The 15,575-nt window shown below is 64.6% G+C and carries 17 protein-coding genes; 15 read left to right on the forward strand and 2 right to left on the reverse strand.

The features are described 5' to 3' along the window. Window positions 1–48: 48 nt before the first annotated feature. Complete coding sequence (locus ACZ5Z2_RS04475; RefSeq protein ID WP_464760761.1) at window positions 49–843, reverse strand: hypothetical protein; 795 nt, start codon at window positions 841–843, stop codon at window positions 49–51. Window positions 844–1,114: 271 nt separating this feature from the next. Here ACZ5Z2_RS04475 and ACZ5Z2_RS04480 point away from each other — a divergent pair, with 271 nt between their 5' ends. Next, window positions 1,115–2,971 (forward strand): O-linked N-acetylglucosamine transferase, SPINDLY family protein, encoded by a 1,857-nt coding sequence (locus tag ACZ5Z2_RS04480; RefSeq protein ID WP_464760762.1) that lies wholly within the window; start codon window positions 1,115–1,117, stop codon window positions 2,969–2,971. Here ACZ5Z2_RS04480 and ACZ5Z2_RS04485 read toward each other — a convergent pair. Beyond that, on the reverse strand, window positions 2,968–3,342 hold the full coding sequence (locus tag ACZ5Z2_RS04485; RefSeq protein ID WP_464760763.1) for a hypothetical protein: 375 nt from the start codon (window positions 3,340–3,342) through the stop codon (window positions 2,968–2,970). The two genes, ACZ5Z2_RS04480 and ACZ5Z2_RS04485, sit on opposite strands and share 4 nt — an antisense overlap. A 458-nt stretch (window positions 3,343–3,800) precedes the next feature. Here ACZ5Z2_RS04485 and ACZ5Z2_RS04490 point away from each other — a divergent pair, with 458 nt between their 5' ends. The 14 genes from ACZ5Z2_RS04490 to fliF all read left to right on the forward strand — a co-directional run bounded on the left by ACZ5Z2_RS04490 (window position 3,801) and on the right by fliF (window position 15,570). After that, complete coding sequence (locus tag ACZ5Z2_RS04490; RefSeq protein WP_464760764.1) at window positions 3,801–4,922, forward strand: tetratricopeptide repeat protein; 1,122 nt, start codon at window positions 3,801–3,803, stop codon at window positions 4,920–4,922. Window positions 4,923–4,924: 2 nt separating this feature from the next. After that, window positions 4,925–5,188, forward strand: coding sequence for a flagellar biosynthetic protein FliQ (locus tag ACZ5Z2_RS04495; protein ID WP_464760765.1), 264 nt, complete (start codon window positions 4,925–4,927; stop codon window positions 5,186–5,188). A gap of 15 nt (window positions 5,189–5,203) precedes the next feature. Then, window positions 5,204–5,959, forward strand: coding sequence for a flagellar biosynthetic protein FliR (locus tag ACZ5Z2_RS04500; protein ID WP_464760766.1), 756 nt, complete (start codon window positions 5,204–5,206; stop codon window positions 5,957–5,959). After that, window positions 5,959–7,032 (forward strand): EscU/YscU/HrcU family type III secretion system export apparatus switch protein, encoded by a 1,074-nt coding sequence (locus ACZ5Z2_RS04505; protein ID WP_464760767.1) that lies wholly within the window; start codon window positions 5,959–5,961, stop codon window positions 7,030–7,032. The genes ACZ5Z2_RS04500 and ACZ5Z2_RS04505 overlap by 1 nt, the downstream gene beginning before the upstream one ends. After that, window positions 7,029–9,086 (forward strand): flagellar biosynthesis protein FlhA, encoded by a 2,058-nt coding sequence (flhA, locus tag ACZ5Z2_RS04510; protein WP_464761661.1) that lies wholly within the window; start codon window positions 7,029–7,031, stop codon window positions 9,084–9,086. Before ACZ5Z2_RS04505 ends, flhA begins: the two co-directional genes overlap by 4 nt. A gap of 8 nt (window positions 9,087–9,094) precedes the next feature. Next, entirely contained in the window at window positions 9,095–9,772 is a 678-nt protein-coding gene (locus ACZ5Z2_RS04515; RefSeq protein ID WP_464760768.1) for a flagellar hook-basal body protein, read from the forward strand. Window positions 9,773–9,776: 4 nt separating this feature from the next. Further along, window positions 9,777–10,550: a flagellar hook-basal body protein gene (locus ACZ5Z2_RS04520; protein WP_464760769.1), complete on the forward strand. Its 774-nt coding sequence runs from the start codon at window positions 9,777–9,779 to the stop codon at window positions 10,548–10,550. A 2-nt stretch (window positions 10,551–10,552) separates the two neighbouring features. Then, window positions 10,553–11,260 (forward strand): flagellar basal body P-ring formation chaperone FlgA, encoded by a 708-nt coding sequence (gene flgA / locus ACZ5Z2_RS04525; protein ID WP_464760770.1) that lies wholly within the window; start codon window positions 10,553–10,555, stop codon window positions 11,258–11,260. Next, entirely contained in the window at window positions 11,250–11,840 is a 591-nt protein-coding gene (locus tag ACZ5Z2_RS04530; protein WP_464760771.1) for a flagellar basal body L-ring protein FlgH, read from the forward strand. Before flgA ends, ACZ5Z2_RS04530 begins: the two co-directional genes overlap by 11 nt. Further along, a complete protein-coding gene (locus tag ACZ5Z2_RS04535; RefSeq protein ID WP_464760772.1) occupies window positions 11,837–12,952 on the forward strand; it encodes a flagellar basal body P-ring protein FlgI in 1,116 nt (371 codons plus the stop codon). The genes ACZ5Z2_RS04530 and ACZ5Z2_RS04535 overlap by 4 nt, the downstream gene beginning before the upstream one ends. Before the next feature lie 11 nt (window positions 12,953–12,963). Then, a complete protein-coding gene (locus ACZ5Z2_RS04540; RefSeq protein ID WP_464760773.1) occupies window positions 12,964–13,323 on the forward strand; it encodes a flagellar basal body rod protein FlgB in 360 nt (119 codons plus the stop codon). 1 nt (window position 13,324) lies between these two features. Beyond that, a complete protein-coding gene (locus ACZ5Z2_RS04545; RefSeq protein WP_464760774.1) occupies window positions 13,325–13,747 on the forward strand; it encodes a flagellar basal body rod protein FlgC in 423 nt (140 codons plus the stop codon). Beyond that, the gene (gene fliE / locus ACZ5Z2_RS04550) at window positions 13,744–14,049 is read left to right on the forward strand and encodes a flagellar hook-basal body complex protein FliE (RefSeq protein WP_464760775.1); all 306 of its coding nucleotides are present in this window, start codon (window positions 13,744–13,746) and stop codon (window positions 14,047–14,049) included. Before ACZ5Z2_RS04545 ends, fliE begins: the two co-directional genes overlap by 4 nt. A gap of 78 nt (window positions 14,050–14,127) precedes the next feature. Further along, the gene (gene fliF, locus ACZ5Z2_RS04555) at window positions 14,128–15,570 is read left to right on the forward strand and encodes a flagellar basal-body MS-ring/collar protein FliF (RefSeq protein ID WP_464760776.1); all 1,443 of its coding nucleotides are present in this window, start codon (window positions 14,128–14,130) and stop codon (window positions 15,568–15,570) included. Window positions 15,571–15,575: the final 5 nt, after the last annotated feature.

Here is a 15,575-nt window from a genome sequence, read left to right on the forward strand (position 1 = left end):
TGGGTTTGGCGTGGTGCCCCGAGCGCCGGGCATGGCGTTGGAAGTCGCCTACGTGGGACTCAGTCCCGTGCCCCCTGACGCAATGATCCTTTCGACCACGTCGAGGAGCTGGCCGGGATCGAGGCTGTCCTTCCGCGAAGCGGCGGACTGTTGTGTTCCCTCCTCGTGCTTGGCGCGGCAAAGGTTTGCCGCGTGAAATGGATGGCCGAAGCGCGCGGCATGTTCCTGCAGCAGGGCCGAGGGCTCGCCAGTGGAAACCGCGTGAACCAGCAGCGGGCTAAGGCAGGCCACCTGGGTCAGCAAACGTATCGGATAGATGCGCCCGAGCCTTGTGAGGAAGTCGGTACCGATCGTGGTGGCGTGAATCCGCTCCGGCCCCAGGTGCGAGAACAGTTCGATGGCGGCGTGATGCAGAAAATCCAGCAACGGGTGCCCTCGATCGAACACCATGACGGCGTTATTGATGTTTCTTGTATGGTGAATCTCCCCCTGCCCATCGCGCTGAGTCCAGATTTCATGGCAAAGCATGGCTCCGCTCGGCGTAGGGATGTGGAAGTCGTGAGGCCGAAAGATCACCACGTCGGCATCGACCCATACGGCGCGGGCGTATCCGGAGGCAAGTTTCTCGCGCAGCAGGCCAAGGCGCGCCAGGTCGGTCAGTGGGAGCAACGATAGAGGCGCGGGTGCGCGGAAGCGCGAAGGGACGTGATCGAACAGGGCATCATCGACGAAGGTGTAGTGGTATCCATTGGCCTTGGCCCAGTGCCTGACCGTCTGCATGCATCGCTGGAGCCACGCGGGAATGCCGTTGTTGCGATACGACTGGAGAATGATGGTGTGCATACGCGGCTTCCGTGACGTGTGATCGGTTGCAGGCGAGGATAGGCGTGGCGTAGCGAAGTCCGATCATTGGCGTATGGCCTTGGCCGTGCAGTGCCGGGCCTGGATTGCCGGTTTTCGTGGGAAGTCGCGGTGTCCGGCAGAATGGTCCCCGGAAGCCTGCGAAAGGATGTTGGGACGACAGTACAGGGAATGGTTCGCATGGGGCGGGGTGGCTGACATGGATTGGGATGCGCTGTATCGGATTGCGATTGACGAAACCGGAGCGGTAACGATGCCGGTCGACCTGTTTGCGGCACGGCTTGACGCCACGGTGCCCGATATCAGCGCCGAGGCCGTCGGGCTCAACGAGCTCGGTAGCCGATTGTTCCGCGCGAAAGCCCATGAACTTGCCAAGGTGTGCTATGCGCGTGCCGCGGAAGACGGCACGGCCATCGGCGCGCGGGCCAACCTGGGGCGCTGCGACATTCGCCTTGGGCGCCCTGGCGAGGCGGAGCAGGCTGCACGATCCATGCTGCTCGACCATCCCGAGCTTTTGCCCGGTTGGCACCTGCTGGCGGAGTCGCTGATGGCTCAGGGAAAATACAAGGAGGCAGTAGCGGCCTATCGGCATGCGATATCCGTCGCCCCCCGGCACCTGGCATTGCACGGCCAGTTGGGGCTGGCGTGCGAGGGGGCCAATGATCCCGAGGCGGCTTGCGCGGCCTATGGGCATGCCCTGGCTCTGGATCCGGACGACAGTCGTAGCTTGTGTTCGCTCGTGATTCTCAAGCGGCGGATTTGCGATTGGGACGAGTTGGATGATCTGAGCGCGAGACTCAAGGCGCATGTGGCGACGGGTTGCGGCAATGTCTCGCCTATCGATTTCCTGTCCGAAGGTGCGAGTGCATCGCAGGAATTCGCGTGCGCAAGCCGCCAGGCCATGAAGCTGCATGATGCTGCTGTTGCCATGCGCGAACCGATGCCCGCGAATTCCAATGTGGCTTCGCCGGATGATCCTCTGCGCGTGGGCTTTGTCTCCAACGGTTTCGGCCCTCACCCGACCGCCGTACTGACGTCGGCATTGTTCGAGCAATTGCGCTCCTCGGCGATCGAGGTGCATCTGTTCGCGACCAGCGACGACGAGGGAAACGCGTTGCGGCGCCGGCTCACGGCTGCGGCCCGCGGGTTTCATCAAGTGGCCCATCTTGCGCCCATGGCACTGGCACAACGGGTGCGGGAGTTGGGCATCGAGATACTGGTCGATCTAGACGGCTACTGCGGATCGTGCAGACCAGCGGTGTTTTCTTTCCAGCCGAGCCCGATCCAGGTGAACTGGCTGGGCTATCCCGGCACCACCGGGGCCCGTTTCATGGACTACGTGATTGCCGATCGCTTCGTGCTGCCCAAATCCCTGCAGCAGCATTTCTCCGAGCGCGTGGTGTACTTGCCGCGTTGCTACCAAAGCACCGATCCGACCCGTGTCGTGGGTACGCCGCCGCCGCGCGAGGATTGCGGTTTGCCTGCGAAAGGAGTCGTGTACGCATGCTTCAACGCGTCCTACAAGCTGAATCCGCGCAGCGTGATGCGCATGCTGAGGATACTGACAGCCGTGCCGGGCAGCGTGCTTTGGCTCCTGAAGGCACCGGGGGCGGCCGCGGAACGGTTGCGCCGCGTGGCCCATGCCGCAGGTGTGCAACCGGAGCGTCTCGTGTTCATGGACAAACTGCCGCACTTGCCTTACTTGGCGCGCTACCGGCATGCAGACCTGTTCCTCGATACCGAGTACTACAACGCACATACCACCGCATCGGATGCGCTGTGGGCGGGTTGTCCGGTTCTGACCCGGCCGGGCGAAACCTTTGCCACCCGCGTGGCGGGTAGCCTCAACCACCATCTGGGCATGGACGAGATGAATGTCGGCAGCGACGAAGAGTTCGTGGCGACCGCTGTCAGATATGGACGTGACCGGGCATTTCGCGAAGCGATGCGCGCGAAACTGGTTCGCCAAAAGCGACTGTCCGGACTCTTCGATATTGCAGGATACTCGCAAGATTTTGCGAAATTGCTGTCACGCCTCTCTGCGCATCATCGGAGGGGTGGCACGCCTGCTGATTTTCCCGATGATGAAGCGTATCCAGAACCGCACTAAGCCCTACGCAGGCCCTCGACCAATTCGGCGAACTGCTTCTGGAGCACCGGGTTGGTATCGAACGCCTTGTCGATGGCGTCGGCCATGGAAGAAAACTGCGAGTCGTTGCGAAATTCGCCGCCGAATTCCCAGAGGAGGATCTCACGCACTGCAGCGCTTCTGGCATCGGTGGCGGAGTTCGCATCATCCATGTCCACATTCGCGACGGTATCCCGCAGGCGCTGGCGCAGGGCGGTTACATCGTGCCGTGGGGCGACGTGGGTGCCGGGCTTCGCGCCGCTTCCACGCCGTGTGCCATTGGAACGTGCAGGCGCGATGGCTCGGAGCGTTTCTAGCAGTGTCGATGCAGGCGTGATGCGGTTTGTGGACATGGCTTTGCGGGAGTGGAGGTGAGGGCGATGGCAAATGAAAGCAGATGACGCCGCAATAGCGCATCTAGCCTCATGGTCATTGAATCACAAAGGGGGCGGGTGCTTTCCGATTACCAGTTTCGTAACTTAATGCGAAATCCATTCCGCAACAAATTGCTATTGCGTATCGGGCATCCGGGATCGTTGACATTGCCCTTTGCGTCATGCGTAGATAAAAAAGCATGATTCAAGCTGCCCGCAAGGGATGCTTGCTGGGATGCATGGCCGTCACGTGCCGCCAGGATGGCGTGGCGAAAAGGATGAGTAGGGGGCGTTTGAGCTTGACTCGAACGCAGGGAGTAGGGGGTTATGCAGTGCCGCGGGTCTGCTGGCATTACCGCCAGCTTCTTTTGGGTTGATAGCTGTATCCCGGTTTCACAGCAAAAGTTTAGGGGGGCGCCTTGAATCGGGCGTCCCAGTTGGCGGCGTGGGCCGACCATGATCCGCTGAATCCGATCCTGCTGTGCGACCTGCTCGATGAACTGCTGGCCCACGGTCTTGCCGATGAAGCTTCGGCAAGGCTCGCTGTGACGCCCGAATCGATGCTCAACCTGCCCGGAGTCCGCTTCCGCGAAGCGCGCTGCGCGTTGATGCGAGGCGACGCCAATACGGCGATCGGCGTGCTGCGACCCTTGATGGATCATCCGGGGGAAGTCCCGGCCGGCATCGGTCATGACTTGGCATACGCCCAGTTCGTGGTTGGTCAGTACGACCAGGCCTTGCAGACTCTGGCTTCAGTGCATGGGCAAGCCGGCGACGCCGTGGCGCTTGCCCTTTTGGAAGCCCGGATTCTCCACCGTCAACAGAAGATCGACGCCGCGCTCGAAGCGCTTGCGCGTATCGATGCGGGCCAGTATCCGCGGGCAGCCGAAGTCGAAGGCCTGCGGGCCCTGCTGTGGCTCGATGCTGGCGATCTGGCGCAGGCCGGCGCCTGTGCGGACAGGGCGCTGAACGCCGACCCGGATCAGCATGAGGCCGGCATCGTGCGCGGCACGCTGGCGCTGTGGTCGCGGCAGTTGGACGAATCGACGGCGGTACTCGAGCGCGTGGCCGCGCTGCACCCCGAGTCGGGCCGGGCATGGCTGGGACTTGGCGAGGGGCAGATGCTGCGGGGAAACGTGCCGGCAGCTCGCGCGCTGCTGGAACGCGCGACGCACGAGATGCCGGATCACATCGGCACATGGCATGCCCTGGCCTGGTGCCAGTTGCTGGAGGGTGACCTCGCCGGTGCCAGGCAAAGTTTCGACAAGGCCTTCGCACTCGACCGCACCTTTGGCGAGACGCATGGCGGTTTTGCGCTGGTGCACGCGCTGCGCGGCGATCGCAAGGAAGCGGAGGAGTCGATCAAGCGTGCCATGCGGCTGGATCCGCAGGGGCGATCGGCGCGCTATGCGCAAAGCGTATTGCTGCTGGATGAAGGCCGCACCGATGATGCGCGCGCAATCGTCGAGACGATTCTCGACCGCACGCCGGGTCTTGGTGGAGCCGTCTCGGCGGACTTCATCTTCCGGTTGCGCGACCTCGTGCGGCCGAGGAGCTGACCATGGACGGTGATGTCGCCATGCATCTGCTCTCCCAGACGTTGCTGACGGCGGCAAAGGTCGCCGCCCCGATCCTGGCGGTGACCCTCGTGGTCGGGCTGGTGATCTCGGTGCTGCAGGTGGTTACCCAGATCCAGGAAATGACGCTGACCTTCATCCCGAAGCTGATTGCGGTCGTGGTCGTGTTCCTCATGACCGGCGCATGGATGATGGCCGTGGTGGTCGAGTTCACCAAGCATCTCTTCGGGTTGATCGGCGGGATGTGACCAGGCATGGAGAGCATGGACGCCCAGGTCGGCACCTTCCTTCTCGCGATGGCGCGGTTCGCGCCGTTGCTGATGGTGCCCGCCTTCACGCCGTTCAGCTGGGCGCCGGCGTCGATCCGCATGTGCGTACTGCTGGCGTTGACGCTGCTGGCCACCGGAGTGAGCCATGCGCCAACCGTGACGCTGGATCCCGCGCAGCCGTTGCCTTTCGTCCTGGCCATGGGCGGCGAATGCGTCATGGGCTTGTCTCTCAGTCTGGCCGTGTTCCTGCCTTCAGCCGCGCTCGGGTTTTCCGCGCGCGTGGTGGACATGCAGTCGGGCGTGGCGGCGGCCAGCCTGTTCAATCCGGCCACGCACGCCACCGAAGCGTTGGCCGGCACGGTCGTTCAATGGGCCGGCACGTTCGTGTTCTTTGCACTAGGCATGCACCTGCTGTTGTTCCGGGGGCTGGTGGCATCCATTGCCCTCGTGCCGCTTGGAAGCGGCGTGATGCTGGTATCCCCGGGTCTCTTGCTGTCGAAGCTGTCGTCCCAGTTCCTGCTGGGGTTGATGGTGTCCGCGCCCACGATACTGGGCCTGTTCGCGATCGACCTGGCCGTGGCCTATGCAAGCCGCTCGATGCCGCAGGCGAACATCTACTTCGTGGCCTTGCCCTTGAAGATGCTGGCGGGGTTCCTGCTGCTGGCCGGGTCGCTGCGCTATGCGCCGCCGTTGATCGAGCGGATGTACAGGGATGCCTTCGCGATCCTGCCCGTGTGGAGGGTGCGCTGATGTCCGACGACCAGCAGACCAAGACCGAGCAGCCGACTCCGTTCCGGTTGCAGGAAGCGCGCGAGCGCGGGCAGGTGCCGCGGAGCGCCGAGGTCAGCGGCGTGGTGGTGGCGATCGTCTTCACCGTCGCCCTGTTGGTTTCGGTACGCGCCGTGGCCATCGCTTTTGCGCATTCGGTCGGGCAAACCATCCGGATGGCCGGCAATGCGCCGGCACCTACGGCGAACCTGGCGGCGTGGCTGCAGAAGACCTTCCAGCCGGCATGGCAAGCGATCGTGCCCATCGTGATCGCGATGCTGGTGGCGGCCGTGGTCGGCAACATCGTGCAGACCGGGCCGACGTTCAGCACGACGCCCATCAAGCCGGATTGGACGCGGATCAACCCTGCGCAGGGAGCCAAGCGCCTGTTCTCGCTGCGCCTGCTGTGGGAGCTGTTCAAGCTCGTCATGAAGCTGGTTTTGCTGGGGGCGCTCGGCTGGTTCCTGGCGAAGGGCGTCGATGGCCGCGTGCAGTCGGCTTCCTTCATGGCGCCGTCGGGCATCGGTGAGCTGTTGCGGACGACGTACGCGGAGGTGGCGACCTGGGTGCTGGTGGTGCTTGCCCTGATGGCGTTGCTCGACTGGTGGTTCACGCGCCGCGAGTACCTGCGCAAGCTGCGCATGAGCCATCGCGACATCAAGGACGAGGTCAAGCGACGGGAAGGCGACCCGGACATCCGGCAGAAGCGCAAGCGGCTGATGTCCGAACTGGTGAAGCGCGCCCGCTCGGTGCGCCGCGTGCCGGAGGCGGACATCGTGCTGACCAATCCCACCCATCTGGCGGTTGCGCTCAAGTACCGCCCGAAGAGCATGCGTGCGCCGGTCGTCCTGGCCAAGGGGAGCGACAAGATGGCGGCGCACATCCGCATGGTGGCCGCGCGATCCGGCGTGCCTTGCCTGCGCTCGCCGGAACTGGCGCGTGCCCTGTTCCGCGAGTGCAAGGTCGACCGTGCCGTGCCGTCCCATCTCTTCAAGTCGCTATCGCCGGTCTATCGCTGGCTGATGAAGCGCCCGGGCAACAGGATCTTTTCGTGAATACCCTGTTTGGCCAGCTCTGGAAGGGCAAGCGCGACGTCGCCCTCGTGCTCGGGATGATCGGCATCCTGATCATCCTGTTCACGCCGATCCCGCCCGGGCTGCTCGATTTCCTGCTCGTGCTCAACTTCACCTGTGCCTTGCTGGTGCTGTTGATCACGTTCTTCACCGAGACGCCGTTGAGCTTCTCCACGTTCCCGTCGCTGCTGCTCATCACCACGCTGTTCCGCCTGGCCCTGAACATTTCGGCGACCCGTTTGATCCTGGATCACGGCAACGCGGGCCGCGTGATCAACGCCATCGGTTCGTACGTGGTGGGCGGCAACTACGTCATCGGCCTGGTGGTGTTCCTGATCCTGGTGGTCGTGCAGTACGTGGTGGTCACGAGCGGCGCCCAGCGCGTGGCCGAGGTGGCGGCGCGGTTCACTCTGGACAGCATGCCCGGCAAGCAGATGAGCATCGACGCCGACATGAACATGGGGCTGATCGACGACAAGGAAGCGCGGCGGCGCCGCGGCCTGGTCGAAAAGGAAGCCAATTTCTACGGTGCGATGGATGGCGCCACCAAGTTCGTGAAGGGCGATGCGATCGCCGGCATCCTGATCATCCTGATCGACATCATCGGCGGCCTGACCGTGGGCATGGTGCAGCACGGCCTGTCGTGGGGCGATGCCGCCCATCGCTACACCTTGCTGACCGTGGGCGACGGCATCGTGACGCAGATCCCGTCGCTGGTGATCGCGGTGGCCACGGGCATCATCATCACGCGCGCGGCATCCGACGCCCAACTGGGCACCGAAATCGCCCGCCAGGTGCTTTCCAATTCGCGCACCCTGCTGATCGTCTCTTTGGCGTTGCTTGGCCTGCTGGTGTTGCCCGGCTTGCCGGCATGGCCGGTGTTGCTGGTGCTGCTCGGCGTGGCCGGGTTGACCTTCTTTGCATCGCGCTCGGCGCCGCCGCCCGAGGATGCCAAGGAGGAATCGACGGCATCGCAAGGCACAGGCGAGGAAGAGGATCTCTATAAGCAGTTGAGCGTGGAGCCGATCGAGATCCACCTGGGAAGCGGTATCGCGGCGACGTACAAGTCCCGCGGCATGGATCTGGGCGACCGCATCAGCGCGTTCCGCAAGCAACTGGCGCTCGAATGCGGCTTCATCCTGCCCAAGGTCAAGCTGATCCAAGGAGCGGCCATGGCCGAGGATGCCTACGAGATACGGGTGCAGGGATCGCGGGTCGGGCGCGGCGAGCTTCATTTCGATGCCTTGCTGGCGATCAATCCGGGCGGCAAGCGGCCACGGCTGGAAGGCCGCGAGACGCGCGATCCGGCGTACGGGTTGCCTGCGCAGTGGATCAGCCCCGAGCAGCGACAGTACGCGAAAGGCGCGGGCTACACCCTGGTGGATCCCGAGACGGTGCTTATCACGCATCTCGGCGAAGTCGTGAAGCGCCAGGCGCCTGAATTGCTGACGCGCGCCGAGACGGAGCGTCTGGTGGCGCGCGTGCGTGAGCAGCAGCCGTCGCTGGTCGACGAGCTGATTCCGGGCGTCATGTCCTACACCGACGTCCAGAAGGTGCTGCAGCAGTTGCTGCGCGAGCAGGTCAGCATCCGCAATGCCGAGGCCATCCTGGAAGTGCTGGTGGATGCGGGAAAGACGCTCAAGCAGACCGACGAACTGGTCGAGCGCGTGCGCGAACGGCTGGGCCCCGTGATCTGCCAGCGCGTCAGCAATGCCCAGGGCGAACTGCATGTGCTGACGCTGGCCCCGGAACTGGAGCGCGCCATGATTTCCGCCGTGCGCCAGCGGGAGGGCACCGGCGCCTTGGTCGCCGACCTGGGCCAGCTCGAGGCGCTGCTCGGCGGCCTGGCCAAGCAGTCCGAGTCGATGATGGCGCGCAGCCATCTCCCGGTGCTGCTCTGTCCGGGCACGGTGCGTCGCCACCTGCGGTCGCTGATCCAGCGCAGCCTCCCCCATGTCACCGTGCTCGGCATCAACGAAGTGCCATCCACGGTCATGGTCAAGGCCTTCGGCACCGTCTCCGCTTCCGCCGCCTGAGGAACCCCATGAGCCAAGTCATTCCAAGTGTCGCCCGCTACCTCGCCAGCGACGTCGATGCCCTCGATGCCCTGAGCCAGAACGTGGCCAACATGCGCACGGTGGGGTATCGCGCCGAGCACCAGAAAGTGGATTTCAAGACGGGCGTGATCGACGAGGCGCCATCGCTGGATCTCACGGACGGTGGCCTTTCGGTCACCGGCCACCCCCTCGACCTGGCGATCCGCGGGCACGGCTTTTTCGCGGTCAGCGTCGGCGGGCAGGCGATGCTGACGCGGAATGGCCAGTTCCATGTCGATGCCAACCAGCAACTGGTGGATGCCGCGGGCGATCCGGTGCTCGGCCGATCCGGGCCGATCACGCTGGCGCATCCGAACGTGCACGTCGATGCGGCGGGCAACATCACCGACAACGGGGAAAACGTGGACGCCCTGCAGATCGTGGCGGTCGACGATCCGTCGGCGCTGCGCGAAATGGGCGGCGGCCTCTACACCTATTCCGGGCAGCCGGGGCAATGGATCGGGCGCGTCCAGCAGGGGGCGCTGGAGCAGTCCAACGTTTCGCCGGGCGAGGAGATCGTCCGCCTCATGGCGCTGACGCGCCATGCCCAATCCGTCCAACGCGCCATCCAGGCCTACGACGCGGCCATGCAGGAAGGCATCAACCACCTTGGCGACAATTCGTGAGGACATGACCATGGTCGACGCGCTTTACATCGCAGCATCCGGTTTGCAGAGCCAGCAGACCCAGATCGACACCTTGTCGAACAACATCTCCAACATGCAGACGCCAGGCTTCAAGAGCCAGCGCGTGTCCTTCGGCGATGTCGCGGTGATCTCGCCCGAGCAGGTGCAGGCGGGACTAGCACCGGAGCAATCCGGCGCGGGCACCGAGGTGCTTTCCACTTCATCGGTGTTCTCGCAAGGGCAGATGATGCAGACGGGCAACACCTGGGACATCGGCATCCAGGGACAGGGCTTCCTGGAGGTAGTGGATGCCAACGGCAACCATCTCTATACGCGCGACGGCCAACTTCACGTGGACAGCGACGGTTACCTGGCGACGGTCGGCGGTAGCCGCCTAGCGCAGCAGATCCAGATTCCCCCGGACGCCACGCACATTCGCATCGACCAGGGCGGCGGCATCTACGCAATCGTGGGTAGCAACACCAACGAGACGCTGCTGGGCACTCTCGAGTTGAGCACCTTCCCGTCGCCGGACGGCCTGCAATCGGTCGGCAGCAACAACTACGTGCCGACGCAGAGCTCGGGCGACCCCACCGTCGGCAAGCCCAATGAGGATGGCGTGGGAGCGATCCTGCAGGGCTCGCTGGAAGGCTCGAACGTTGACATGGTGAGTGAGATGGCCACGCTGGTCATTGCGCAGCGCGCGTACCAGCTCAACGCGCGTGTCCTGCAGGCGTCGGATCAGATCCTCGACACCATCAACAACCTGCGCCAGTGATCGTGGACACGGTACTCGCGACCATGCTGCTTGCAGCGACGCTCGCGCAGCCGGCCTCGTCGCCGGCGTTCCAGACCGTGGCGTCCTCGCGCATGGTTGCCGCTGCGCAGGCCCGTCTGCTTGCCAGCCTGGGCAGCGATGGGGCCAGTGCACGGATATCCGTGGTCGGAAAGCCCGAAGACGTGACGGTTCTGCCCGGGCACCTGGCGCTCGATGCGCGCCAGCCCGCGGGACACTTGCCGCGCGAACGCGTGGGGATCCCCGTCGACGTCAGCGTCAATGGCGAGGTCGTCCGCCGGGCTACGGTCTGGTTCGCCGTGAGTGTCCATCGGGACGTGCTTGGCTATTCGGCCGATGCGCCCAGGGGCAGCCTGCCCGCAGCGTTGAAGTTGACCCGGCAGGGTGCCGACGTGGCCGACGTGCACGGTGATCTGGTCGCCGATCCCTCCCAGTTGGATGGGATGCGGCTGCGCCACGCGGTGTTGGCCGGTAGCCCCGTGCTGCTGGAGGACTTTGAACGCGTGCCGGACGTGGATCGCCAGCAGCGCGTCGAGGTGGATGTGGCCTATGGTGCGATCCGGATGCAAACCAAGGGCACGGCCCAGGCTCCAGGCAGCGCAGGCGACATCGTGCCGGTGCAGGTCGATGGCGCAGACGTTCCCGTGCACGCGAGGGTCACCCGCAAAGGAGTGGTGGAAGTTGATCAATAAGCGTTGCCTCATCGCCATGCTGGCTGGCCTGCTTGCCGGGTTTGCCAGCCATGCGCAGACATCCTCCGGCTCGATGATCGATCCGGACACGTATCGCGGACTGGTGGCGGATCGCCGCGCGCACCAAGTAGGCGACACCCTGATGGTCATCGTCACGGAGACCGCTACGGCCACGGCGAGCGCCAATACCAATGCCGCTGGCGGCGTGCAGCTGGGTGCCAGCACGCAGACGCGCTTTGGCTCGCACCAGTACGGGCTTGGCCTGTCGGGCGAGGACGGCGGGCAGGGCAACACCACCCGTGCCGGCAGCCTGCAGGCGCAGATCGCCGTACGCGTCATATCCGTCGGTAGCGACGGAATGCTGCGCGTCCAGGGCGAGCAGACCATGGTCATCAACGGCGAGAAGCAGAGGTTCATCCTCACGGGGCTCGTTCGCCCGGAAGACATTTCTTCCGGCAACACGATCCTCTCGAACCGCATCAGCGAAGCGGACATCAAGTTCACGGGCCAGGGCGACATTTCGGAAGCACAGCGCCACGGCATTCTCTATCGCATCGTCCGTTGGCTGGGGTTGATATGAAGCCGGTTCTTGCTGCTGCCTTTCTTGCCGCGCTCGCGAGCTTTCCGGCGTTTGCCGCCAACGGAGCCGTGCGACTCAAGGAGATCGCGCGCGTCGAGGGGGTGCGCGACAGCGCACTGGTGGGATATGGCCTAGTCATCGGCCTCGCCGGCACGGGCGACACCAGCAAGAACCGCCTCACGGTTCAGTCGGTGGCCAACACGCTCAGCCATTTCGGCGTCAACGTCAGCCCGGGCGACCTCGACAGCCGCAACGTCGCCGCGGTGATGGTCACCGCCACATTGCCGTCGTTCGCCTCGTCGGGGCAGAAGCTCGACGTGTCGGTTTCCTCGTTGGGCGATGCGCGCAGCCTCAGCGGCGGCATCCTGCTGCTGACGCCGCTGGATGGGCCGGACAGCAAGCTGTATGCCTTGGCGCAGGGAGCGCTGTCCGTAGGGGGATACGAAGTCCATGCCTTCGGAAGCTACGACCAGAAAAACCACCCGACGGTCGGCCGGGTGCCCGATGGCGCCACGGTCGAACGGGATGCCCCCGTCGGCTTGCCCGAAGGCAGCCGCACGCTGGACGTAGTGCTATACCAGCCGGATTTCACGACGGCGGAGCGCGTAGCCGAATCCCTGCAGCGCAATGCCGGGGTCGACGCGATTGCCGAGAACGCGGGGAAGATCCGCGTGACGTTCGCCGCGCCGCCGGCGAACCTGGTGCGTGCCATCTCCACGATCGAGAGCGTACCGGTGACGCCGGACGATGTGGCGCGCGTCGTCGTCAACGAACGCACCGGCACCGTGGTGGCGGGCGGAGACGTGAGGTTGGGGAGCGTCACGATTTCGCAAGGCGACCTGCGCATCCAGGTGCAGACGGATTACCTGGTTTCCCAGCCCAACGGAATCCTGGTGCACCCGTCGCGCAACATCGGCACGGCGGTCGTCCCGCAGGCGAACATCCACGTGCAGGATCCCGAGGCGCGCCTGGTCAGCATTCCGCAGGGAGCCACCGTGGCGGATCTGGTGTCCGCGCTGCGCGCGATCCACTTGTCCACCCGGGACGTCATCACGGTTCTGCAGTCGATCAAGGACGCTGGCGCATTGCGCGGCGAACTGGTCATTCAATAGAGGAGGTATCGATGGATCTGACTACCGAAGCCTTGCGCCTGGGCATCGCCATGTCGCGCGTACGTGCCGAAGTCGCCAGCGCGAATATCGCCAATGCGAACGTGCCCGGGGCCTTGGCCCGTGGCGTGGATTTCTCGCAGGCCGTTGGATTGTTGCACCAGGCGGCGGTTGATCCCGACATGGATGCAAGCCGCCTGCGGGCGGTGACGTCCCGGTCGCTCGGTGCGACTGCGCACGCTCTCGACGGGAGCACGAACCTGGATGGCGAAGTGGCCGACATGGAAACCGCTGGCGCGGATTTCCAGGCATTGACGACCGTGATGTCCAGGCACTTCGCATTGATGCAACTTGCTCTGGCAGGGAGGGATTGAGATGGTCATCGACTCGATATTCGCGGCAACCCGGTTCGGCCTGGAATTTGAACGGATGCGACTCGAGGCGGCGAGCCACAACATCGCCGTCGCCGATACGCCGGTGCAGCCGGGAGTTCCTGCGCGCCTGATGCAGGTTTCCGTCGCCGGGCAGGCCCACTTCGGTCAGGCGCTGGGGGGGGCGGACGCGGGCACGCATGCCGCTCCGCTCATGGTGTCGACCGATGCGCCGACGCGCATGGAGCATGATCCGGGCGATCCCTCCGCGGACAAGCAGGGCATGGTCAGCTATCCGCGCGTCGACATGGTGTCGGAGATGAGCACGCTGATCGATGCCGATCGCGCCTACGAGGCGAACGTGCGTGCGTTCAATGTCCTCCGCAGCATGGCACTGCACGCCCTGGATCTGGGGGGCGGCGCATGAACGTGGCGCCCATCCAGCTCGTGTCCATCCGCCCCGCAACGATGCCCGAAACCGCGGTTGGCGAGGTATCGCAGACGGGCCCTTCGTTCATGCAGGCGCTGGGCTCCGAAGTCCATCAACTCGATGCCAGCCTGAACCAGGCGGATCAGGCAGCGCGTGCCTTGGCTTCGGGAGACGGTTCCGTGCCCGTGCACGACGTGATGATCGCCATGGAAAGCGCGCGCCTGAGGCTGCAGATGGCAGTCGAAGTGCGGAACCGGGTCGTCGATGCCTACCAGAACCTCACGAACATGCAGTTGTGAACTCATGGCGCATTCGTACCAAGGCAGGCTCGATGTTGAGCGGTATCGCGACGAGAAGGTCACAAGGGAAGTACTGAAGTGAACGTACGGCAATTCTTTGCATCGATGTCCAACCGCGCGCGCATCGCCTTTGGGACAGGGCTGCTGCTGATCGTGTGCCTGGTGGGCGCTGGGCTATGGTGGATCGCGCATCCGCCTTACGGGGTGCTGTACGGCAACCTGCGCGAGGCGGACGCCGCGGAAATCACCGCCACGCTGGGGCAGATGCAGGTGCCCTACCGGTTGGCCGATCAAGGCAAGGTCATCCTCGTGCCTTCCGATCAGGTCTACGAAACCCGCATGCAGCTCGTCTCGCGTGGCGTGCCGAAGGGCGGCAGCGTCGGGTTCGAGCTGTTCAAGGACTCCGACTACGGAGTTACCGAGTTTGCCCAGCACGTGAATTACCAACGGGCGTTGCAGGGCGAACTGGAGCGCACGATCGCGGCACTGAGCGAAGTGGATTCGGCACGGGTGCATCTGACGATCCGTCGTGCCGAGCTCTTCCAGACGGATCCGGATCCGTCCAAGGCTTCGGTGACCCTGACCCTGCGCCAGGGCAAGAGCCTGGACGCCAAGGAAGTGGCGGGCATACAACGGCTGGTGGCATCGGCTGTCGATGGCCTCGCGCCCGCTTCCGTGGTCGTGCTGGACGATCAGGGCAGGGTACTGTCGGGTTCTGCCGCCAATGGCCCGAGCAATGCGCTCGACAGCGACAGCCTGAGCGCTCGCACCCAGATGGAAGGGCAGCTACGCACGCGCGCCGACGAGCTGTTGCGCAGGGTGCTGCAGACCGACAACTTCACGGTTTCAGTAAACGTCAGTCTCAACTATGACCACGTCAAGCAGGTACGCGAGCAGTTGATACCCCAGGGCAAAGACGGCAACGGCCTGCTGGTGCGCGAAAAGATCGACTCGAGCGGGCATGCGTCCGGCGACGGCGATGCGAACCCGCCTGTCGGCTCGGCGACGAGCAGCGACCGTGAACTCGAGTACGCGCATGGCAGCGAACAGGAAGAGGTCGACCAGGCGCCAGGCCGCATCGAGCGCGTTTCGGTGGGCATCGTGGTGCCCGGGACGCTGCCCAAGGAGGAAATCGACAAGCTTTCCGGCGTGGTATCGGCCAGTCTCGGCTTGGATCCGACGCGGGGAGACAAGGTCGACATCGTTGCACTTGCCCCAGCGGAGACGGTGAAGGCAGCGCCCGGTTCCGTCTCCCATGCAGCGACGGCCTCGGCGCACGCTCCGCACGGCGCTGGCGCATCGTCGCCGATGAATGCGGCGGCGGCCGTTGCCGCACCCGCAGCCCAGTGGGGGATACATGCATGGTTCTATCCGATCCTGGCCGTGCTGGTGCTTCTGGCGCTGGTCACCCTGCTGGTGACCAAGCGTACCGAGGCGCCTCGCCGACTGACGGCATCCGAACGTGAGGATGCCTTGCTGCGCCTGCGCCAGTGGATCGAATCTTCCGAGGCCGAACGATGAAGGGC

The organism is Rhodanobacter sp. G1 (assembly GCF_055397855.1).

Bases quoted from the DNA above. Each gene is read 5' to 3' on its own strand.
- ACZ5Z2_RS04475 (WP_464760761.1), bottom strand. From the start codon at position 843: ATGCACACCATCATTCTCCAGTCGTATCGCAACAACGGCATTCCCGCG.
- ACZ5Z2_RS04545 (WP_464760774.1), top strand. From the start codon at position 13,325: ATGGTCATCGACTCGATATTCGCGGCAACCCGGTTCGGCCTGGAATTT.
- ACZ5Z2_RS04480 (WP_464760762.1), top strand. From the start codon at position 1,115: ATGCCGGTCGACCTGTTTGCGGCACGGCTTGACGCCACGGTGCCCGAT.
- ACZ5Z2_RS04495 (WP_464760765.1), top strand. From the start codon at position 4,925: ATGGACGGTGATGTCGCCATGCATCTGCTCTCCCAGACGTTGCTGACG.
- ACZ5Z2_RS04485 (WP_464760763.1), bottom strand. From the start codon at position 3,342: ATGTCCACAAACCGCATCACGCCTGCATCGACACTGCTAGAAACGCTC.
- ACZ5Z2_RS04515 (WP_464760768.1), top strand. From the start codon at position 9,095: ATGAGCCAAGTCATTCCAAGTGTCGCCCGCTACCTCGCCAGCGACGTC.
- fliE (WP_464760775.1), top strand. From the start codon at position 13,744: ATGAACGTGGCGCCCATCCAGCTCGTGTCCATCCGCCCCGCAACGATG.
- ACZ5Z2_RS04505 (WP_464760767.1), top strand. From the start codon at position 5,959: ATGTCCGACGACCAGCAGACCAAGACCGAGCAGCCGACTCCGTTCCGG.
- ACZ5Z2_RS04500 (WP_464760766.1), top strand. From the start codon at position 5,204: ATGGACGCCCAGGTCGGCACCTTCCTTCTCGCGATGGCGCGGTTCGCG.
- ACZ5Z2_RS04520 (WP_464760769.1), top strand. From the start codon at position 9,777: ATGACCATGGTCGACGCGCTTTACATCGCAGCATCCGGTTTGCAGAGC.
- ACZ5Z2_RS04540 (WP_464760773.1), top strand. From the start codon at position 12,964: ATGGATCTGACTACCGAAGCCTTGCGCCTGGGCATCGCCATGTCGCGC.
- ACZ5Z2_RS04535 (WP_464760772.1), top strand. From the start codon at position 11,837: ATGAAGCCGGTTCTTGCTGCTGCCTTTCTTGCCGCGCTCGCGAGCTTT.